Origin of the sequence: Bradyrhizobium barranii subsp. barranii (assembly GCF_017565645.3) — a bacterium.
Lineage (GTDB): Bacteria > Pseudomonadota > Alphaproteobacteria > Rhizobiales > Xanthobacteraceae > Bradyrhizobium > Bradyrhizobium barranii.
In genome coordinates this window covers 72,650-92,253 of record NZ_CP086136.1, presented here as the reverse complement: position 1 = coordinate 92,253, position 19,604 = coordinate 72,650, and the positions used below count along the sequence as shown (strand labels likewise).

17 protein-coding genes and 1 pseudogene are annotated in these 19,604 nt (G+C 64.4%); 9 read left to right on the top strand and 9 right to left on the bottom strand.

The features are described 5' to 3' along the window. Positions 1-94: 94 nt before the first annotated feature. Positions 95-1,774, top strand: coding sequence for a gamma-glutamyltransferase (gene ggt / locus J4G43_RS00390; protein ID WP_208083734.1), 1,680 nt, complete (start codon positions 95-97; stop codon positions 1,772-1,774). 373 nt (positions 1,775-2,147) lie between these two features. Continuing rightward, positions 2,148-3,116: a sensor histidine kinase gene (locus tag J4G43_RS00385; RefSeq protein WP_225004548.1), complete on the top strand. Its 969-nt coding sequence runs from the start codon at positions 2,148-2,150 to the stop codon at positions 3,114-3,116. An 87-nt stretch (positions 3,117-3,203) separates the two neighbouring features. Here J4G43_RS00385 and J4G43_RS00380 read toward each other — a convergent pair whose 3' ends face one another. Then, positions 3,204-4,562, bottom strand: coding sequence for a serine protease (locus tag J4G43_RS00380; RefSeq protein ID WP_208083732.1), 1,359 nt, complete (start codon positions 4,560-4,562; stop codon positions 3,204-3,206). A gap of 126 nt (positions 4,563-4,688) precedes the next feature. Here J4G43_RS00380 and J4G43_RS00375 point away from each other — a divergent pair, with 126 nt between their 5' ends. Further along, positions 4,689-5,492: a HesA/MoeB/ThiF family protein gene (locus tag J4G43_RS00375; RefSeq protein WP_039155124.1), complete on the top strand. Its 804-nt coding sequence runs from the start codon at positions 4,689-4,691 to the stop codon at positions 5,490-5,492. A 9-nt stretch (positions 5,493-5,501) separates the two neighbouring features. Here J4G43_RS00375 and J4G43_RS00370 read toward each other — a convergent pair. Next, a pseudogene (locus J4G43_RS00370) lies at positions 5,502-6,509 on the bottom strand (aldo/keto reductase). A 119-nt stretch (positions 6,510-6,628) separates the two neighbouring features. Between J4G43_RS00370 and J4G43_RS00365 the strand changes: the two are divergent. After that, positions 6,629-7,540: a LysR family transcriptional regulator gene (locus tag J4G43_RS00365; RefSeq protein ID WP_208083731.1), complete on the top strand. Its 912-nt coding sequence runs from the start codon at positions 6,629-6,631 to the stop codon at positions 7,538-7,540. A gap of 161 nt (positions 7,541-7,701) precedes the next feature. Here the strand turns inward: J4G43_RS00365 and J4G43_RS00360 are convergent, their stop codons facing one another. After that, positions 7,702-8,703: a 2-hydroxyacid dehydrogenase gene (locus tag J4G43_RS00360; protein WP_014490950.1), complete on the bottom strand. Its 1,002-nt coding sequence runs from the start codon at positions 8,701-8,703 to the stop codon at positions 7,702-7,704. Between the two features lie 312 nt (positions 8,704-9,015). Between J4G43_RS00360 and J4G43_RS00355 the strand changes: the two genes are divergently transcribed. Then, positions 9,016-9,546: an SH3 domain-containing protein gene (locus tag J4G43_RS00355; RefSeq protein ID WP_039155120.1), complete on the top strand. Its 531-nt coding sequence runs from the start codon at positions 9,016-9,018 to the stop codon at positions 9,544-9,546. 154 nt (positions 9,547-9,700) lie between these two features. Here J4G43_RS00355 and irrA read toward each other — a convergent pair whose 3' ends face one another. Next, positions 9,701-10,192 carry an iron response transcriptional regulator IrrA gene (gene irrA / locus J4G43_RS00350; protein ID WP_063980150.1) on the bottom strand — a complete coding sequence of 164 codons (492 nt, stop codon included), beginning with the start codon at positions 10,190-10,192 and terminating at the stop codon, positions 9,701-9,703. Between the two features lie 352 nt (positions 10,193-10,544). Between irrA and fabA the strand changes: the two genes are divergently transcribed. From fabA to fabI, 3 genes are all read left to right on the top strand, one after another. Beyond that, positions 10,545-11,066: a bifunctional 3-hydroxydecanoyl-ACP dehydratase/trans-2-decenoyl-ACP isomerase gene (gene fabA, locus J4G43_RS00345; RefSeq protein WP_208083730.1), complete on the top strand. Its 522-nt coding sequence runs from the start codon at positions 10,545-10,547 to the stop codon at positions 11,064-11,066. Positions 11,067-11,108: 42 nt separating this feature from the next. Beyond that, the gene (fabB, locus tag J4G43_RS00340; protein WP_166347414.1) at positions 11,109-12,332 is read left to right on the top strand and encodes a beta-ketoacyl-ACP synthase I; all 1,224 of its coding nucleotides are present in this window, start codon (positions 11,109-11,111) and stop codon (positions 12,330-12,332) included. A gap of 138 nt (positions 12,333-12,470) precedes the next feature. Then, entirely contained in the window at positions 12,471-13,271 is an 801-nt protein-coding gene (gene fabI / locus J4G43_RS00335) for an enoyl-ACP reductase FabI (RefSeq protein ID WP_166063865.1), read from the top strand. 108 nt (positions 13,272-13,379) lie between these two features. Here the strand turns inward: fabI and J4G43_RS00330 are convergent, their stop codons facing one another. The 5 genes from J4G43_RS00330 to J4G43_RS00310 form a co-directional block, all read right to left on the bottom strand. Next, positions 13,380-13,976, bottom strand: coding sequence for a glutathione S-transferase family protein (locus J4G43_RS00330; protein ID WP_208083729.1), 597 nt, complete (start codon positions 13,974-13,976; stop codon positions 13,380-13,382). 116 nt (positions 13,977-14,092) lie between these two features. After that, complete coding sequence (locus J4G43_RS00325; protein WP_208083728.1) at positions 14,093-14,896, bottom strand: hypothetical protein; 804 nt, start codon at positions 14,894-14,896, stop codon at positions 14,093-14,095. A 19-nt stretch (positions 14,897-14,915) separates the two neighbouring features. Next, the gene (locus J4G43_RS00320) at positions 14,916-15,752 is read right to left on the bottom strand and encodes a hypothetical protein (RefSeq protein ID WP_208083727.1); all 837 of its coding nucleotides are present in this window, start codon (positions 15,750-15,752) and stop codon (positions 14,916-14,918) included. Positions 15,753-15,842: 90 nt separating this feature from the next. Beyond that, complete coding sequence (locus J4G43_RS00315) at positions 15,843-16,307, bottom strand: GNAT family N-acetyltransferase (protein WP_135214066.1); 465 nt, start codon at positions 16,305-16,307, stop codon at positions 15,843-15,845. Positions 16,308-16,383: 76 nt separating this feature from the next. Next, the gene (locus J4G43_RS00310) at positions 16,384-17,310 is read right to left on the bottom strand and encodes a hydrogen peroxide-inducible genes activator (protein WP_028150571.1); all 927 of its coding nucleotides are present in this window, start codon (positions 17,308-17,310) and stop codon (positions 16,384-16,386) included. A gap of 114 nt (positions 17,311-17,424) precedes the next feature. Here J4G43_RS00310 and katG point away from each other — a divergent pair, with 114 nt between their 5' ends. Beyond that, positions 17,425-19,590, top strand: coding sequence for a catalase/peroxidase HPI (katG, locus tag J4G43_RS00305; protein ID WP_208083726.1), 2,166 nt, complete (start codon positions 17,425-17,427; stop codon positions 19,588-19,590). The last annotated feature ends 14 nt before the right edge of the window (positions 19,591-19,604 follow it).

The window sequence follows — 19,604 nt, the reverse complement described above, 5'->3', positions numbered from 1 at the left end:
GCAGAATCGGGAATGCCAGCTAATCCGTACCAATACTGGACCCGTGGTCGCGCGTATGATGTGCTTGCCGCCGTGAATAAAAGGGGCAGGCGGCATGGGCGGAAACTGGCGCGACCGGACGGCAACGATCTTTGAATGCCAGAAGATGCCGGCGGTCTCGAGCCGCGGCATGGTGGTCAGCAACCATCCGCTGGCCTCAAGCGCCGGCGCCGAGATGCTGGCCGCGGGCGGCAACTCCATCGACGCCGCGATCGCGACCCTGTTCACGCTGACCGTGGTCGAGCCGATGATGGTCGGCATCATCGGCGGCGGCATGGCGCATATACGTCTGGCTGACGGCAGCCACCGTTTCATCGACGGGCAGAGCACCGTGCCTGCGGCGGTGCGTGACATCAGCTACACCTCCGCGCCGGGCGCGGCGCATGACGTGTTCGACACCGTCGGCAACGAGAACCTCAACGGCCCGAAGGCGGTCGCCACGCCGGGCTCGCTGAAAGCCTGGTGCGAGACGCTGCGCCGGTTCGGCACCATGTCGCTTGGCGATGTGATGCAGCCCGCGATCAAGCATGCCGCGCGCGGCTATGCGGCGACGCCGTATTTGCACGAATGCATCAGCGAGAGCGCTGCCGAGATGCGCAAGGACAAGCCGATTGCGGCGATCTATTTGCCTGATGGCGAGCCGCTCAAGGCCGGCGAACGCGTGGTGCAGGCCGAATATGCCGAGACGCTCCGCGCCATCGCCGACCACGGCGAGAAGGCCCTCTACGAGGGGCCGCTCGGTGACATCCTCGTCGACTACATGGAGAAGACCGGCGGCTTCATCCGCCGCAACGATCTGACCGGCTACAAGACCGTCGAACGGCAACCGATCCGCGCCGACTATCGCGGCTGGACCATCCTTGGCCCGCCGCCACCCGCGGCCTCCGGCGTCCACATCGCGCAGATGCTGAACATTCTGGAGGGCTATGACATCGGAGATCTCGGCTTCGGTACATCAGAGACCATCCACTATCTCGCCGAAGTTCTGAAGATCGCCTTCGCCGATCGCGCCGCGGCCAGCGGCGATCCGGATTATGTCGGCGTCCCCGTGGAGCGGCTGACGTCGAAGGCCTATGCCGAGGAACGCCGCCGCGCCATCGATCCGGCGCGGGCGCAGGCCTGGGGCGCCGGCGTCTCGCAGCTCGAAGGCGCGCACACCACGCACATGACCGCGGCGGACGCGTTTGGCAACGTCGTCGCGACCACGCAGACCATCAACAATCTCTTCGGCGCCAAGATCATGATCCCGGGCCTGGGCGCCATCGCCAACAACTACATGAACCTGTTCGATCCGCGCCCCGGCCACGCGCTGTCACTGGCGCCAGGCAAGCGCGTCACCACCTCGATGTCGCCGATGATGGCGCTGAGCGGCGGCAAGCTCCGCTATGCGCTCGGCCTGCCCGGGGGGAAACGCATCTTCCCCAGCGCGATGCAGGCGCTGGTCAATCTGATCGACCACGGCATGAGCCTGCAGGAAGCGGTCGAGGCGCCGCGCATCTGGACCGAAGGCAACGCGCTCGAAGTCGAGCAGAAGGTGCCGGAGGCCGTGCGCGCGAAGCTTGCGGGCCTCGGCCACAAGGTGCAGGCCGTTGCGACGGTGGCGGGCGGCATGAACGGCATTGCCTTCCACGACGACGGCAGCATGACCGGCGCCGCCTGCTGGCGCGCGGACGGCACGCCGGTCGGGATCTCTGGGGGGCTTGCGCGGAGCGGTGTCAGGTTCAGGTTGAGCTGACCGCCCATTCACAAGGACGGTGCGCTCGTACCTCTTGTGCAACTGACGTCGTCCGATCGCCGGCAGGTGTCGCGACCGCAAATCCAGCGGTTCGCGGTTTTCGAACCTCCGCGGTATTTTTCGGTGCGAGGCAGATGTCGCCTATGCGGCCCGATCCGCGCAGATGACGGCACAAGTTCGGCAATGTAGGGTGCGGAACACTGGCGGCAGGCTCGTCGATCAGCGTCTGAGTAAGGCTGTGCGTATGGGCGGCGATATAAGCGGCGACTTCCTGGCCGGCGGCGGCGAGATGGGCGCTTTGACGCGAGCGTTTGACTGGTCAAGCACATCCGTGGGCTCTCCGGACACTTGGCCCCAAAGTCTTCGAGTTACAGTGCGGCTCGTTCTGACCTCGCGGCACCCGATGTTCATTTGGTGGGGACCAGAACTCATCCAGTTCTACAACGATGCATACCGGGAGACGATGGGGCCGGAAAGGCACCCAAGCGCTTTGGGCGCGCGCGGCCGTGAGTGTTGGGCCGAGATCTGGGACATCATTGGTCCCCAGATCGAGTACGTCATGTCGGGCAAGGGGGCGACCTGGAATGAGGACCAACTGGTGCCGGTGACCCGTCACGGGCGCCGCGAGGACGTTTGGTGGACGTACAGCTTTGGTCCAATTGATCTTGAAGGCAAGGTGGGCGGCGTGCTTGTCGTCTGCAGGGATGTCACGTCCGAGCATATGGCAAGGGAAGCGCTGAACCTCATCAATGAGGAGCTGAAGCACCGCGTCAAGAACACGCTCGCAGTGTTGAGCGCGGTAGCTGCCCAGACATTTCGTGACCCGACGAGCAAAGCCGATCTCGAAAAGTACCAGGCACGGCTCGGCGCGTTTGGACGAGCGCAGGATCTGCTGACCGCATCAAATTGGGCGGCCGCGCCACTCCACGATGTGATCGGCACTGCTCTTGCACCTTATCGGACAGGCGAAGGCCGCTTCATCGTCTCGGGTCCTCCACTCGTCGTGAAATCTCGACAAGCGCTGGCTCTGTCATTGGCGCTCCACGAGCTCGCGACCAACGCTTCGAAGTACGGCGCTCTGACCGTAGCGGGAGGCTGCGTATCGATTACATGGTCAACCGAGGCTCAGGATGGCGAGTCAAAATTTGTCTTTGTCTGGCAGGAGATTGGCGGTCCGTCCGTATCGAAACCCGTCGGCACGGGCTTTGGCTCCAGGCTGATTTCCCGCGTGCTGAAGGACGATTTCAGCGGTTCCGTTGACGTTTCGTATGGCTCGGCCGGGCTTACATGCAGGCTGACCGCGCCCCTCGAAAATCTGGGACCTTCGCCAAAGAGCACGTGAGACCGTGCAGGAGCTGCGTGGCTCAACGGAGAGGCATTGCGTTCCGCTCCGCGTCCGGGACACGAGAGAAGTGTTGTTCTCTCTCGCCTACTTCCGCACGCAGATCACGCGGACGACGGCCGCCTTCGCATCCGTCGACGTGCCGTTCGCAGTGACATCGTTCGCCTTCAGGAAATTACGCACCGCTTCTGCAGACACCATCACCGCCTGCGACGCCGGCACCGATGTCGCGGGCCCCGCGACCATCGCCGGCTTCAACAGCGCGACGCCGGCGAATTTGCCGTCGCCGTCGATGGCCGGGCTGCCGGAGAAGCCGACCGCCGGTGGAGGCGACAGCGCAGAGTCGCTGCTCGTGACCGGCGCCAGCGCGCCCTTGAGGCTCGACACGCCCGCAGCTCCGCCCTGGCTCTGCGGATCGGCAATACCGATGACATCGACGCTCGTCTTCGCTGTACCGCCGGTGAGGCTGAGCGGCTTCAGGCCGCGCGCGCCGTAGATGTGCAGGAGCGCGAGATCGTGCTCCTTGTCCTCGGCCAGACGGTCGGCGTTGCCATAGCCGGCAATGGTGATCGCGAGACAGCTATCGGTGACGAGGCGGTCGGTGACAATCGCACCGTCGTCGCTGACGACGATGCCGGTGCCGTATTCGACGGTCTTGCGCGGCGGCGGCCCGGCCTGCGGTCCCGTCGGAAACGCATTGAACGCGCTCGACATCGCGATCACCACCGGCTCGACGGTATTCTCGGTCGCCTGGTCGTAGAGGATCGTCATGGTGCGGACTTCGTCGCCCTTAAAGGTGCCTCGCACGTAGAATTTCTTGAGGCCCTGCAACCCCGACAGCACGAAGAAGTCGGGCTTCACCACGGTGTAGTCGACCTTGCGCCCAGACGGTTCCTTCTCCAGCTCGGCGAGTTTCGCCGTGGTCGGGTTCGCCTCCTTGCGGCGGCTCAGCAGCACCTGCACCGTGCCGGTCGGCGAAGTCCATTTCGAGCCGTTGGCATCGGTCGCCTGCTGCGGCACCAATTTGCCGGGGATGCCGAGCCGGGCGCCGCTGGTCGGCTCCATCACGATCTTCCAGCCGACGCTCTCCTGCTTCCGCCGCGCGGTCTCGGCGAGCGCGGCGCGCTCCTGCGGATTGAGCACGCCGGTCGGCTTGCCACCCTTGGCCTTCTGATATTCCTTGATCGCCTCGACCATGCGCGCGCTGACGTCGCCGGTGATGGCGCCGTTATATTGGCCGACCCAGGCGAGGTCGGACTGGAGCGACAGCCGTTCCGCCTGCGCCATCGCATCGGCCGTCGCCGACGGCGTCTGCAGTGCGGGAGGCCGGATCGGCACGGTCTGGACCGGTTTCGGCTTGGTGCCGGGGATCTCTGGCGTCGTCATCTGGGCGCTAGCGCCTGTGGCAGCCGCGAACATCAGTGTTGCCGCAAGCATCGATCTCATGACAAATCCAGCCAGCCCATTGAACGTGCTACCATTGAAGCACATCTCGTTGGTCGCGAACAATGTTGGGGTGGTTCAGGTGTTGCGCCGCCTCACCATGAGGGGCGAGAGGTACGAAGGACGACGATGCTGAGCCCGGACGAACTTGAACGCTATGCCCGGCATATCGTGCTGCGCGACGTCGGCGGGCCGGGCCAGGCTGCGCTGAAGCGGGCCTCCGTGCTGGTGATCGGCGCCGGTGGGCTCGGCGCGCCCGCGCTGATGTATCTGGCGGCCGCCGGCGTCGGCACGCTCGGCGTGGTCGATGACGACGTGGTCTCGCTGTCAAACCTCCAGCGCCAGGTGATCCATACGACGCCCGATATCGGCCGGCACAAGGTCGAGAGCGCGGCCGAGCGGATCTCCGCGCTCAATCCGCATGTCCGCTTCGTCGGCCACGCCACCTGGCTCAATGCCGACAATGCGCTGAGCATGATCGGAGACTACGATCTCGTGCTCGACGGCTCCGACAATTTCTCGACGCGTTATCTGGTCTCGGACGCCTGCTTCTTCGCGAAGCGGCCGCTGATCACGGCGGCGCTCGGTACCTTCGACGGCTCGCTCACCACCATCCGCGCGCATGAGAAGAACGAGCAGGGCGTGTTCAATCCGACCTATCGCTGCCTGTTTCCGGAAGCGCCGCCGCCCGGCACGGTGCCTGCCTGCGCCGAGGCCGGCGTCATGGGCGCGCTTGCTGGCGTGATGGGCTCGATGATGGCGCTGGAGGCGATCCGCGAGATCGTCGGCTTCGGCGACGGCCTCGTCGGCCGCCTCCTGATGATCGACGCGCGCGCGATGCGCTTCGAGACGCTGCGCTACGCGCGCGATCCGGCCAATCCGCTCAACGGCGATGGGCCTGTCATCACTGACCTCAGCGCCCATCGCACCTGATCGCTGCCGCTACCGCGTGGCCGGCTTCTCGCTGTCGAGATGCGCCATCTGCTCGGCCGCGTAGCGCGTGCCGGAAGCGACGTCGGGCGGAAATGCTTTTGCAAGCGCTGCGAGATGCGCCGGCGTCAGCGTTACCTTCGCCGCGCCGAGCGCTTCGGTGAGACGGTTGCGCGTGCGTGCGCCGACCAGCGGTATGATCTCTTTGCCCTGCGCCGCTACCCAGGCGATCGCAACTTGCGCCGGCGTTGCGCCGATCTCTGTGGCGATCGCCCGCAGGGATTCCACCAGCGCGAGATTGGCGTCGAGATTTGCGCCCTGGAAGCGCGGCGTCATCAGCCGGTAATCCCTGCCGGTCTTGCCGGAGTCCTTCGACCAATGGCCGCTGATCAGGCCGCGCGCCAGCACGCCGTAAGCGGTGATGCCGATGCCGAGCTCGCGGCAGGTCTTGAGGATGTTGCGTTCGATGCCGCGCTCGATCAACGAATATTCGATCTGGAGATCGGCGATCGGATGCACGGCGTGCGCGCGGCGGATGGTGTCGGAGCCCACCTCGGACAGGCCGATATGCCTGATGTAGCCGGCCTTCACGAGATCGGCGAGGCCGCCGATGGTCTCTTCGATCGGGATGTTGGGATCGAGACGCGCCGGGCGATAGACGTCGATGTAGTCGGTGCCGAGGCGTTGCAGCGAATAGGCCAGGAAGTTTTTGGTCGCGGCTGGCCTTGTGTCCATGCCGGAGAATTCGCCGGCGGGACCGCGGAGCGCGCCGAACTTCACGCTGATCTGCACTTTTTCGCGCGACACATCCTTCAGGGCCTCGCGCACCAGCATTTAATTGTGGCCCATGGCGTAGAAATCGCCGGTGTCCAGCAGCGTGATGCCGGCATCGAGCGCCGAACGGACCGTGGCGATGCTTTCGCCGCGGTCGGCGGGGCCATAGACCTCCGACATGCCCATGCAGCCGAGACCAAGGGCGGAGACGGTCGGACCGGTTGAACCGAGTTTGCGCTGTTCCATGATGGCTCTCCTCAAAAGGCGGCAGGCTGATCGCGCCGCGTGACGAGGCCAGATATACGCCTGACCGATTAGGCCGATAAGCTGGACAATCCAGAATGGCTTGTTCATCATAGCGAACAATGGCCGAGCCCGATCTGCGTGATCTCGACGTCTTCGTGGCAGTTGCCCGCACCCGCAATTTCCGGCGGGCGGCGGTCGAAATTCGCGTGTCGGTGTCGAGCCTTAGCCAGCGGCTGCGGGACCTGGAGGAGCGCCTTGGCGTCCGCCTGATGAACCGCACCACCCGCAGCGTCGCGCTGACCGAGGCGGGCGAGCTGCTGCTGTCCCGCATTGCTCCGGCGCTGCGCGATGTCGGCGATGCCCTGGATCAGGTCCGCGGCCTGCGCGAGGTGGCTTCGGGCCGCCTGCGCATCAACGCGCCGCCGCCGGCGGTGGACCTCGTGCTGGCGCCGATGGTCGGGCCGTTCCTCGCGACCTACCCGCAGGTCGACCTCGACATCGTTTCCGAAAGCGGCTTCGTCGACATCGTCAGCGCGGGCTACGATGCCGGCGTGCGTTATGGCGAGCACCTCGCGCAGGACATGGTGGCGATCCCGCTGAGCGGTCCGCAGAGCTACGTCGTCGTCGCATCGCCCGATTACATCGCGCGCCGCGGCACGCCGAAGCATCCGAAGGATCTGCTCGACCATGACTGCATCCGCGCCCGCTACTCGAGCGGCGTCATGCATGATCTGGAGTTCGAGAAGGCTGGCCAGATCGTGAAGGTCGATCCGCCCGCAAAGCTGATCTCGACCAACATGGGCCTTGCCATGCGCGCTGCGCTCGACGGCGCCGGCATTTGGGCGACGCTCGATGGCTACGTCCATGACGCCGTGACGTCCGGCGCGCTGGTCAGCTTGATGGAAGATTGGTGCGAGCCGTTTCCGGGCCCGTTCCTGTACTATCCGAGCCGGCGCCAGACGCCGCCCGCGCTACGCGCGTTCATCGATTTCGTCGCGGATTGGCGCAAGCGCAATGTGCTGAGAATCTAGACCCTCATGGTGAGGAGGCGCGAAGCGCCGTCTCCGGACGATGCTTCGCATCGCCGGGCGAACCATGAAGGCCCGACTCTCGCCCGCGGCCATCCTTCGAGACGCGCGTTCCGCGCTCCTCAGGATGAGGGCGGAGGGCTTGGCGTGCAGCAAAGTTGAACTCAGAGCATGCTCGGCAGCACGCGGTCCGGCGGCTTGTGCGCGTCGAGGAAGGTGCGGATGTTGATGATCACCTTCTCGCCCATCTCGACGCGGCCCTCGATCGTGGCCGAGCCCATATGCGGCAGCAGCGCCACCTTGCCGGCCTTGGCGAGCCGCACCAGCTTGGGATTGACCGCGGGCTCGTGCTCGTAGACGTCGAGGCCGGCGCCGCCGATCTCGCCGCCCTCGATCAGCTTGATCAGCGTGTCCTCGTCGGTCACCTCGCCGCGCGCGGTGTTGACGATGTAGGCGTCCTTGCGGATCAGCTTCAGCCGCCGCGCCGACAGCAGATGATAGGTCGCCGGCGTGTGCGGACAGTTCACCGAGATGATGTCCATCCGTGCCAGCATCTGGTCGAGGCTTTCCCAATAGGTCGCCCCTAACTCTTCGGCGATCTTCGGGGCCACGGGGCGACGGTTGTGGTAGTGGATCTGGAGGCCGAAGGCGCGGGCGCGGCGCGCGACCGCCTGGCCGATGCGGCCCATGCCGATGATGCCGAGACGCTTGCCGCCGATGCGGTGGCCGAGCATCCAGGTCGGCGACCAGCCGGGCCAGGGCTTTCCTTCGGTCAGGATCGAGGCGCCTTCGATCATCCGCCGAGGTACGGCCAGGATCAGCGCCATGGTCATGTCGGCGGTGTCTTCGGTCAGAACCTTTGGCGTGTTGGTGACGGTGATGCCGCGGGCATGCGCGGCCTCGACGTCGATGTTGTCGACGCCGTTGCCGAAATTGGCGATCAGGCGGAGCTTGCAGTCGGGCTGGTTGACGATGTCGGCGGTGATGTGGTCGGTGACGGTCGGAACCAGCACGTCGGCGGTGCGCGCGGCCTCAGCGATCTGCTCGGCCGACATCGGTGTGTCCTCGAGATTGATCCGCGCGTCGAACAGCTCGCGCATCCGGGTCTCGATCGAGTCCGGCAGCTTGCGCGTCACCACCACGAGGGGCTTTTTCTTCACCGACATGTCATGCCCTCATGAGGCGCCGCAAGCCGCCTCTGTTACCAAAGGCCGGCCGTTGAGGCCTCATTAACCCGGTTGTTCGACACTGCCTTTGCCGTGTCGTCCCCGGCGCTTCCTTCAAGCTCTCCCGACATTTCCGACCGGAAAATCGGGGCAAACTGGTTGTTCAAGTGTCCGTCCTCTCTAGCAGAAGGCCGGGCCAAGACAAGAACCACGGGTTAAGGCTTCGGGAACACGGGAGATGGGCTTACGCGGCAGGTTCGGAATTTAGGGTGAGGGCCCGGCGCGGCGGGGCCCTCGACAGGAGACGGGTTGATGGCGTTGGGGCGTTTTTGTTCGGTGATGGCGCTCGTTTGCACCTGGTTGAGCGCCTCGGTCAGCCCCTCCCATTCGGCGAAGGACAGCACCCCCCAGACCGCGAGCGGCCTGCCGGTGCCGCGTTATGTCAGCCTCAAATCGGATCACGTGAACGTCCGCGCCGGCCCGACCAAGGACAATGACGTCGCCTGGGTCTACACCCGCGCCGGCCTGCCGGTCGAAATCACCGCCGAGTTCGAGAACTGGCGCCGGGTGCGCGATTCCGAAGGCGCCGAGGGCTGGGTCTATCATTCGCTGCTGTCGGGCCGCCGCACCGCAGTCGTCACCATGAAGCACAAGGACGAGCTCGCGCCGATCTACGACCGGGCCGATCCTGACAGCGCGGTTGCGGCCAAGCTCCAGGCCGGCGTCGTCACGCAGGTCAAGAAGTGCACTGCAAACTGGTGTCGCGTCACCGGCAACGGCTTTGACGGCTGGATCCAGCAGGAGCGCCTCTGGGGCGTCTATTCGGACGAGCAGGTCAACTGACGCCGTAGGCGTCATCCCGGGGCGATGCGCAAGCATCGAACCCGGGATCTCGAGATTCCGGGCCTGGTCCTTCGGACCATCCAGGAATGACCGTGCAAATAGCAATGGCCGGGACAAGCCCGGCCATGACGATCAACTCAACAATGTTGGATATTCAGCGCTTCTTGCGCAGGCGCACGACCATGTCGATGCGCGCGATCTCGTAACCCTCGGGCACCTCCGGCATCTTGGACAGCGCCAGATGCGGATCCTCGATATCGACCAGCTCGTGGCTGTTCTCGAGGTAATAATGGTGGTGGGTGGTGACGTTGGTGTCGAAATAGGTCTTGGTACCGTCGACGCTGACCTGGCGCAGCAGGCCGGCATCGGTCAGCTGGTTCAGCGTGTTGTAGACGGTCGCGAGCGACACCGGCACCTTGGCCAGCGTCGCCTCCTCGTAGAGCATTTCAGCCGTGAGGTGGCGAGCACCCTTGCCGAACAGGAGCCAGCCGAGCGCCATGCGCTGGCGCGTCGGACGAAGCCCCGCGGACTGGAGCATTTCGTTGACGTCGTGCCACGGGCAGCCGGTCAAGGCCGGCTGGCGGCCGGACAGGAGGGCGGCGGAATGGACGTCGTCGTCGTGATGGGGCGCGGGATTCTCGCTCATTTCCAGATTTCGGGCACGCGTGGACACTGCATCTATATGCAATATATGGACAGATAGATGCAGATGCAAGTTTCTCGCAACTAGAGAGGTTCTAATGAGAAATGGAACCGGGCGAGCAGGTGGTCACTTTACCTTCATGAGATCGCTTTGCCACCCGAAATGCCTGTGTTAGAGAGCCCGCGGTTCCGCTTGGCCGATTATGGCGCAGCCGGGCATTGAGGCCCGGCCCGCAGTCCATCCTGGCTCGTGGCAGTCGCGCCTGGTGACGGGAATTGGCGCGGCTTTCCGAACGAAACGGGGCCCATTTTCGCCAGAAACGCCGCTCAATCGGGATTTGAACAGAGGCTTCCGCATGCTGAACAGGCGCAACGGCTACGAATATGAAGATCTGCTGGCATGTGGCCGCGGCGAAATGTTCGGCCCGGGCAATGCCCAGCTGCCGCTGCCGCCGATGCTCATGTTCGACCGCATCACGGATATCAGCGAGACTGGCGGTGAATTCGGCAAGGGGGTGGTGCGGGCCGAGCTCGACGTCAAGCCCGACCTCTGGTTCTTCGGCTGCCACTTCAAGAACGATGCCGTGATGCCCGGCTGCCTCGGCCTCGATGCGCTGTGGCAGATGGTCGGCTTTTATTTGGGCTGGAGCGGCGGTGAAGGGCGCGGCCGCGCGCTTGGCCTGAACGAGCTGAAGTTCAGCGGCCAGGTGCTGCCCGAGGCCCGTAAGGTTGTGTACAACATCGATATCAAGCGCGTGATGCGTTCAAAGCTGGTGCTCGGCATCGCCGACGGATGGCTTTCGGTCGATGACCAGATTATCTATCGCGCGAAGGATCTGAAGGTCGGCCTGTTCAAGCAGGGCGTGAGTCTGGGCTGAGCGCATCACATCAAGAAAGACAACGATTTAGGCGAGGCTGTCATGAGGCGGGTTGTGGTCACCGGGATGGGTATCGTCTCGTCCATCGGAAACAACACCCAGGAAGTGCTTGCGAGCCTTCACGAGGCGAAGTCAGGTATTTCGCGGGCTGAAAAATATGCCGAACTCGGCTTCCGTTCGCAGGTGCAAGGTGCGCCGACGATCGATCCCGCGACGGTAGTCGACCGGCGTGCGATGCGCTTCCTCGGCCAGGGCGCGGGGTGGAATCATATCGCGATGGAGCAGGCGATCCAGGATTCCGGTCTGTCGCCCGAAGATATCTCCAACATCCGCACCGGCATCATCATGGGTTCCGGCGGCCCGTCGGCCCGCACCATCGTCGAATCCGCCGACATCACCCGCACCAAGGGGCCGAAGCGCGTCGGACCGTTTGCCGTGCCGAAGGCGATGTCGTCCACGGCCTCCGCGACGCTCGCGACCTGGTTCAAGATCAAGGGCGTGAACTATTCGATCTCCTCGGCCTGCGCGACGTCGAACCATTGCGTCGGCAACGCCTATGAGACGATCCAGATCGGCAAGCAGGACATCATTTTCGCCGGCGGCTGCGAGGAGCTGGACTGGTCCCTCTCGGTGCTGTTCGACGCCATGGGCGCGATGTCGTCGAAGTACAACGACACGCCCGCCACCGCCTCGCGTCCCTATGACGTCAACCGCGACGGCTTCGTCATTGCCGGCGGCGCCGGCGTGCTGGTGCTGGAAGAGCTCGAGCATGCCAAGGCGCGCGGCGCGCGCATTTACGGCGAGATCGTCGGCTACGGCGCGACGTCGGACGGCTACGACATGGTCGCGCCCTCCGGTGAAGGCGCCGAGCGCTGCATGCGCATGGCGATGTCGACGGTGAAGACCAAGGTCGATTACATCAATCCGCACGCGACCTCGACGCCAGCCGGCGATCCGCCGGAAATCGACGCGCTCCGTCGCGTGTTCGGTGCCGGCGAGAAGTGCCCGCCGATCTCGGCGACCAAGGCGCTGACCGGTCACTCGCTGGGCGCAACCGGCGTGCAGGAGGCGATCTACTCGCTGCTGATGATGAACAACGGCTTCATCTGCGAGAGCGCGCACATCCAGGAGCTCGATCCCGTGTTCGCCGACATGCCGATCGTGCGCAAGCGCATCGACAACGTCAAGATCGGCACCGTGCTGTCGAACTCCTTCGGCTTTGGCGGCACCAACGCCACGCTGGTGTTCAGCCGGCTGGATGTGTGAGCCCAGCACTCTGTCATGCTCCGCGAAAGCGGGGCATCCAGTACGCCGCGGCATCTCGGCCTATAACTGCTGTCTCTGGAATACTGGATCGCCCGCCTGCGCGGGCGATGACGTCGGAATGATGGGAGCCGCTGGGCAATGGAAGGACTGATGAAAGGCAAGCGCGGTCTGATCATGGGCATCGCCAATGATCATTCGATCGCCTGGGGCATGGCGAAGGCGCTGCATGCCCACGGTGCCGAGCTTGCCTTCACCTTCCAGGGCGAGGCGCTGGGCAAGCGCGTCAAGCCGCTGGCGGAGCAGCTCGGCGTGGAATTGGTGCTGCCTTGCGACGTCGAGGACATTGCCAGCGTTGATGCGACCTTCGCCGTGCTGCGCGAGAAATGGGGCAAGCTCGATTTCGTCATCCACGCCATCGGCTTTGCCGACAAGAACGAGCTGAAGGGCCGCTACGCCGACACCAGCCGCGAGAATTTTTCGCGCACCATGGTGATCTCCTGCTTCTCGTTCACGGAGGTCGCAAAACGCGCCGCCGAGCTGATGACGGAGGGCGGCAGCATGATCACGCTGACCTTCGGCGCCTCGGAGCGCGCGATGCCGAACTACAACGTGATGGGCGTCGCCAAGGCGGCGCTGGAGGCCTCCGTGCGCTACCTCGCCTCCGATTTCGGACCGCGCGGCATCCGCGTCAACGCGATCTCCGCAGGCCCCATCCGTACGCTCGCCGGCTCGGGCATCGGCGAGGCGCGTGCGATGTTCGGCTTCATGCAGAAACATTCGCCGCTCCGCCGCGGCGTCACGCTCGACGAGCTCGGCGGCTCGGCGCTGTATCTGTTGTCGGATCTCTCCGGCGGCGTGACCGGCGAGATCCACTATGTCGATTCCGGCTACAACACGATCCTGATGCCGAGGCCTGACGATTTGAAGGCGTCAGAGTGATTTCGTAGGGTGGGCAAAGGCGCAGAGCGCCGTGCCCACCATCTCTCCTCGATCGCAGAAAGACGTGGTGGGCACGCTCCGCTTTGCCCACCCTACGAGTTCTTAGCCTCAACCCGCCGCGATCTTCTCCGCGCTCTGGAACGCCGGCCGCGCCATGCAGCGCGCGAGATAGGCATCGAAGGCCGGGCGGGACGGCACCATCTTGAACAGGCGGACCGCGAAGTTCAGGCCGGAGCCGACCGTGATATCTGCGGCGGAAAACTCCTCGCCGAGGATCCACGGTCCCTTCGCGAGCGCAGCTTCCAGCACGTCGAACACCTGCGTGGCGCTGCCCCAGGCCGCGGTCGAGGTCGGGATCTCGATCTTGGTGAAGATCTGGATGATGGCGGGCTCGATGCAGCCCGGCGAGAAGAACAGCCATTGCAGATAGCGCGCACGGCGCGGATCGGTCACGGCGGGCGCGAGCTTCGCTTCGGGATAGCGGTCGGCGATGTAGGCGCAGATCGCGGCGGCCTCGCCGAGCGCGGCATCGCCGTCGCTGAGTGCCGGCACCTTGCCCATCGGATTGACCTTCAAATAATCCGGCGCTTTTTGCGCGCCGGTCGAGATGTCGGTCAGCACGCGCTCATAGGGCAGGCCGCTCTCTTCCATCAGCCAGAGCGTCGTGAACGAGCGCGAGCGGGGTGACCAATAGAGCTTGATCATGGCGAGAACTTTCCATTGGCGTAACGGCGGGCGATGGCAGATTCATTGCGTGTTTGCGCCCGATGCGCAATGCACTATGCCTAGATGGATGCGCCGTTCTGCGAGCGATATCTTGGTCAACGTGACGGCGACGGACGTTGCAGCAGGGCCGGCAGCGTCTTGTCGAGACTCTTCGTCAGCATCGTGCGTACCCCGCCGCGCAGCACCGGGTTGTTGACTGCGTCCGCCGGCTTCTCCGGAAACATCGCGCGATCCAGCTCGCTCGACGGACCGCCGAGCGGATTGTGCAGCAAGCGCTCTAGATACGTGTCCTCGGTCATCAAGGCGGGTGCCTCCTTGATCAACGCGAAGGTGGTACCGTCATAGACCCGGATGTACATCATCGCGAAGAGATGGACTGGCCCACCGTAAGGGTATTGTGAGATACCGATGCCGGATTCCCGATGCGTTCCGTGATTCCGGTGGACGACGATGTAGCGCTCACACCGCAGTTTGGGCGCGAGGAAGCGAACGAAGTTTCCGATGTCGGTCGCTGCGCTGTAAAAAAACGGATGCTGCTTTTCGCGACCACCGGACTTGAGCTCTTCGACGGTGTAGGGAATTCTCTTCACGGAACTGCCGGCCGCAGCTGCGCGAACGCGCGAGACGACGAGGTCGTCGAGCGCCCACGCCGCAATCGAGACCCGCGCACGTTTGTCCATGAACGTGAAAGGCCCGAACTTCTCGACCACGAATAGGTCACCGCCGACCGGTATCACGCCGATTTGGCACGGGCCGCTTTCAACCGGTCCGCTTGGCTTGACGCCTGCCGGTTTCTTGATCGCGGGCTTGACCACTTCCGGCTTTGGCGCCGGTTGCACCTGCCCGCCTGTCGGCGACAGCAGCGCGTATGATACCAATGCGGCGGCAAGCAGATTCATCGTCGTACGCCAACGCGCCTTACTGCGCGAAATACGGCGGCAGGATCTTGTCCAGCCGTTTGGTCAGGAAGTCGCGGGTGGTGTCGCGCAGGGCGGTGTTGTTGGCGGAGTCCGCGGCCGTCTCCGGAAACATGGACTTGTCCACCTTCTGCAAAAGCTCGTTCGAAACGAAGTTGTCGGCCATATGCTTCATGACACCTTCGAACGTTACGGCGGGGCCTTTCATGATTTCGAAGGTGCGGCCGTCGACCCACGTCACGCCGATATAGGAGAAGACATATGCATATGAGATGAGACCGACACCCCGGCTGAAGATGCCGACGCCGCTGAGCGACTGGTTGGTCCCGTCAAGCTGTCCTTCGCTGCGCATGACGACGAGATAGCGCTCGCAACCGGCATTACCCGCGACCTGCCGGATCAGGTTCGACAGCTCTTCACGCTGATTGCGGAACAGGCCGGATTTGGGGTGGTAGTAGGAATCGAGCGCGCCCTTGGCGTAAGTGATCCGTCGCACCGGCGTGTTGCCTGCTGCGGCCCGCGCCCGCGCAAAGACGAGGTCGTCAAGGCCCCAGGATACCGGGACTTCCGCATAGTCGTTGCCGAACACGGTCAGACCGATCTTCTGGACGACAAAGATGTCGGCGGTCCCAGCAATCACGCCGACGCCGCAAGGACCAGCAGTCGCCGACTCCGCAGGCTTCGGCGTCGCCTTCGGCTTCGTCGTCGCTTTCTTGGCTGTCGGCTTTGCCTGTGGTGCGGTCTGAGCGGCGGGAGCGGTGGTTGCGGGAGGGGTTTGCGCTGCTGCCGAAGTCAGGAAGGACAGCAGGATGAGCACCGGGGCAGCAAGTCGAAACATGGATTTCAAGGATCAGAGGCGGGAGGTCATCGGATACGCCACACTAGGGTGGGATCGTGACAACCGCAAGCTGCAGCCCGAGATCGCTGTCTATCCGGTGAGCCGCTGCCGCTTCCACCGATAATACTTCATCACGAACCCGTTCGACGGCTCGATCTCTTCCTTCTCGAACACAAAGCCTTCGCGCTCGTACCAGCGCCAGGCTCTTTCGTTTTCGCGGACGCAGCGCAGGTACATTTCATCCGGCATTTGCGTGCGCGTGAAGGCGAGCAACTGCCGTCCGAGCGATTGGCCTTGGTAGGCGGGCCCGACGAAAAGCATGTCGAGATAGAGTTTCGGCAGATGCAGCGCCAGCATGGCGGCGATCGTACCGTTGTCGTCGGCCACGAACAGGCTCCAGCCGTTCTCGATCTCGCGCCTGATGCGTGCGCGCAGATTTGCCAGCAGGAATTCGCTCGCCTCGGCGAGGCCGGTGGAGACCCAGCTTTCCATCCAGACGCGGCCGATCTCGTCATATTCGTCGGTGCGCGCGGGACGGATGACGGGATCAGACATTGGTGCTCTCAGTTCGATCTGCCGCCTTGCGCGGGGGCTCGCTTGAATGATCCCGGCTATTCAGGAAAATTCCCGCCTACCCACGTTGGCCGCGCGTGGCTTGCCGCGGGCGCGCCTTGCCGGCCGACAGGCACACCACCTCGGAGATCTGCAGCAGCTGCCGCGCCAGCGGGCTGGTCTTGCGCCAGACCATGCCGATGGTGCGCGAGGGCTCGGGATCGCGGAAGCGCGACAGCGAGACCGAGGCCGATCGTGTCTCCACCGACACCGCCATTTCCGGGATCAAGGTGACGCCGATGCCGGCGCTGACCATCTGGACCAGCGTCGACAGCGAATTCGCATCCAGCATCTCGCGCGGCGGCGCCGATTGCATGTTGCAGAACGACAGCGCCTGATCGCGGAAGCAGTGCCCCTCTTCGAGCAGCAGCAGCCGCATCTCACGCATCATCTCGCGTGATGGCACCGGTGTGCCTTCGTCGGAGCCCGGCCGCACCAGCAGGAATTTTTCGTCGAACAGCGCGACTTCGGTGAGTGAAGGCTCGGACACCGGCAGTGCGACGATGGCCGTGTCGAGCCGGCCTTCGACCAGTTCCTGGATCAGCCGCGGCGTCATCGTCTCGCGCACGCGGATGTCGAGCTCCGGATGCATGCGCGTGAGATTCTTGGTGATCTTCGGCAGCAGATAGGGCGCGATCGTCGGGATCATGCCGATCCGCAGCCGGCCCGCAAACCGGTCCTGCGAGGCGCGCGCGAAATCGCCGAGCTCATCGACCGAGCGCAGGATGTCGCGGACGCGCGGTGCGAGCTCCTCGCCGAACCGGGTCAGTGCCACCTGCCGGGCGCTGCGCTCCAGCAGCAGGCCGCCGAGCGCCTCCTCCAGTTCCTTGATCTGCATCGACAGGGCCGGCTGGGAGATCGAGCTTGCCTCCGCCGCGCGGCCGAAATGGCCGTGACGCGCCAGCGCGTCGAAATATCTGAGCTGGCGCATCGTCACGTTGGCCATCAGAAAATCCTATCGCAGCTATCATTAAAGTCAACTTCCCCTGATCGAAAGCGAAGCCTAGAGTAATTCTACCTGGTCAAAGGCGCGAGTTCGACGCCACCAGAGGAGGTATTCATGGATGACACTTCGAAGTGCCCGTTTTCGGGCGGAAAACCCACGCGCGTGAACCGCGACTGGTGGCCGACCCAGCTCAGCATCGAGATGCTGCACAAGAATTCCACCCTGTCCGACCCGATGGGCAAGGAGTTCGACTATGCCAAGGAGTTCAAGTCGCTCGACCTGAATGCCGTCATCAAGGACCTGACGGCTCTGATGACGGACTCGCAGGAATGGTGGCCTGCCGATTTCGGCCACTATGGCGGCCTCATGATCCGCATGGCCTGGCACAGCGCGGGCACCTATCGCACCACGGACGGCCGCGGTGGCGCCGGTGCCGGTCAGCAGCGTTTCGCACCGCTCAACAGCTGGCCCGACAACGCCAATCTCGACAAGGCGCGCCGTCTGCTCTGGCCGATCAAGCAGAAATACGGCCGCAAGATCTCCTGGGCCGATCTGATGGTGCTCGCCGGCAACGTCGCGCTGGAATCGATGGGCTTCAAGACCTTCGGTTTCGCCGGCGGCCGCGCCGACGTGTGGGAGCCGGAAGAGCTCTATTGGGGTCCTGAGGGCACGTGGCTGGGCGACGAGCGCTACAGCGGCGAACGCCAGCTCGCCGAGCCGCTCGGCGCGGTGCAGATGGGCCTGATCTACGTCAACCCGGAAGGCCCGAACGGCAAGCCTGACCCGGTCGCCGCGGCCAAGGACATCCGCGAGACGTTCGCCCGCATGGCGATGAACGACGAGGAAACCGTCGCGCTGATCGCCGGCGGCCACACCTTCGGCAAGACCCATGGCGCGGGCGATCCGTCGCTGGTCGGTCCGGAGCCGGAAGCGGGCGCGCTCGAGGATCAGGGCCTCGGCTGGAAGAGCAAGTACGCTTCCGGCCTGGCGGGCGATTCCATCACCAGCGGTATCGAGGTGACATGGACGACGACGCCGACGAAGTGGAGCAACAACTTCTTCGAGAACCTGTTCAAGTACGAATGGGAGCTGACGAAGAGCCCGGGCGGTGCGAATCAGTGGACGGCTAAGGGTGCCGACGCGATCATTCCTGATGCCTTCGACAAGTCGAAGAAGCACCGGCCGACGATGCTGACGACCGACCTCTCGCTGCGTCTCGATCCGGCCTACGAGAAGATCTCGCGTCGCTTCTTCGAAAACCCGGATCAGTTCGCGGACGCCTTTGCCCGCGCCTGGTTCAAGCTCACCCACCGCGACATGGGTCCGATCCAGCGCTATCTCGGCCCGCTGGTGCCGAAGGAGACGCTGATCTGGCAGGATCCGATTCCGAAGGTCGACCACGAGCTGGCCAGCGATCAGGACATCGCCGCGCTGAAGATTAAGATCCTGGCTTCGGGTCTCTCGGTCTCTGAGCTGGTTTCGACCGCCTGGGCGTCGGCCTCGACGTTCCGCGGCTCGGACAAGCGCGGCGGCGCCAACGGCGCGCGCATCCGTCTGGCCCCGCAGAAGGATTGGGAGGTGAACCAGCCGGCTCAGCTCTCCAAGGTCCTCGGCAAGCTCGAAGCGATCCAGAAGGACTTCAACGCATCGGCCGGTGCGAAGAAGGTCTCGCTCGCCGACCTCATCGTCCTCGGCGGTTCTGCCGCGGTCGAGAAGGCCGCGAAGGATGCCGGCGTTGACGTGAAGGTTGGCTTCACGCCGGGCCGCATGGATGCCTCGCAGGAGCAGACCGACGCGGACTCCTTTGCCCCGCTGGAGCCGCGGGCCGATGGTTTCCGCAACTACGTCGGCAAGAAGCATCAGTTCCTGCATCAGGAGGAAGCCCTCGTCGATCGCGCGCAGCTGCTGAAGCTGAGCGGACCCGAGCTGACCGTGCTGGTCGGTGGCCTGCGTGTGCTCGGCGCCAATGCGAACGGTTCGAAGCACGGCGTCCTAACCGCGAAGGTGGGCACGCTGAGCAACGACTTCTTCGTCAACCTGCTCGACATGAGCGCGCAGTGGACGCCAGCGGCTGACGGCAGCTACGAGGCCCGCGACCGCAAGACCAACGCGGTGAAGTGGACCGGCACGCGCGCCGACCTGATCTTCGGTTCGCACTCGCAGCTCCGCGCCTTCGCCGAGGTCTATGCCTCGTCGGACGCCAAGCAGCAGTTCGTGCAGGACTTTGTGAAGGCCTGGACCAAGGTGATGAACCTCGACCGGTACGACCTCGCGGCCTGATCCCCGGGCTTAAG

Bases quoted from the DNA above. Each gene is read 5' to 3' on its own strand.
- fabB (WP_166347414.1), top strand. From the start codon at position 11,109: ATGAGGCGGGTTGTGGTCACCGGGATGGGTATCGTCTCGTCCATCGGA.
- J4G43_RS00365 (WP_208083731.1), top strand. From the start codon at position 6,629: ATGGCCGAGCCCGATCTGCGTGATCTCGACGTCTTCGTGGCAGTTGCC.
- ggt (WP_208083734.1), top strand. From the start codon at position 95: ATGGGCGGAAACTGGCGCGACCGGACGGCAACGATCTTTGAATGCCAG.
- J4G43_RS00325 (WP_208083728.1), bottom strand. From the start codon at position 14,896: ATGAATCTGCTTGCCGCCGCATTGGTATCATACGCGCTGCTGTCGCCG.
- J4G43_RS00375 (WP_039155124.1), top strand. From the start codon at position 4,689: ATGCTGAGCCCGGACGAACTTGAACGCTATGCCCGGCATATCGTGCTG.
- katG (WP_208083726.1), top strand. From the start codon at position 17,425: ATGGATGACACTTCGAAGTGCCCGTTTTCGGGCGGAAAACCCACGCGC.
- J4G43_RS00380 (WP_208083732.1), bottom strand. From the start codon at position 4,562: ATGAGATCGATGCTTGCGGCAACACTGATGTTCGCGGCTGCCACAGGC.
- J4G43_RS00320 (WP_208083727.1), bottom strand. From the start codon at position 15,752: ATGTTTCGACTTGCTGCCCCGGTGCTCATCCTGCTGTCCTTCCTGACT.
- J4G43_RS00360 (WP_014490950.1), bottom strand. From the start codon at position 8,703: ATGTCGGTGAAGAAAAAGCCCCTCGTGGTGGTGACGCGCAAGCTGCCG.
- fabA (WP_208083730.1), top strand. From the start codon at position 10,545: ATGCTGAACAGGCGCAACGGCTACGAATATGAAGATCTGCTGGCATGT.
- J4G43_RS00310 (WP_028150571.1), bottom strand. From the start codon at position 17,310: ATGGCCAACGTGACGATGCGCCAGCTCAGATATTTCGACGCGCTGGCG.
- J4G43_RS00355 (WP_039155120.1), top strand. From the start codon at position 9,016: ATGGCGTTGGGGCGTTTTTGTTCGGTGATGGCGCTCGTTTGCACCTGG.
- irrA (WP_063980150.1), bottom strand. From the start codon at position 10,192: ATGAGCGAGAATCCCGCGCCCCATCACGACGACGACGTCCATTCCGCC.
- J4G43_RS00315 (WP_135214066.1), bottom strand. From the start codon at position 16,307: ATGTCTGATCCCGTCATCCGTCCCGCGCGCACCGACGAATATGACGAG.
- J4G43_RS00330 (WP_208083729.1), bottom strand. From the start codon at position 13,976: ATGATCAAGCTCTATTGGTCACCCCGCTCGCGCTCGTTCACGACGCTC.
- fabI (WP_166063865.1), top strand. From the start codon at position 12,471: ATGGAAGGACTGATGAAAGGCAAGCGCGGTCTGATCATGGGCATCGCC.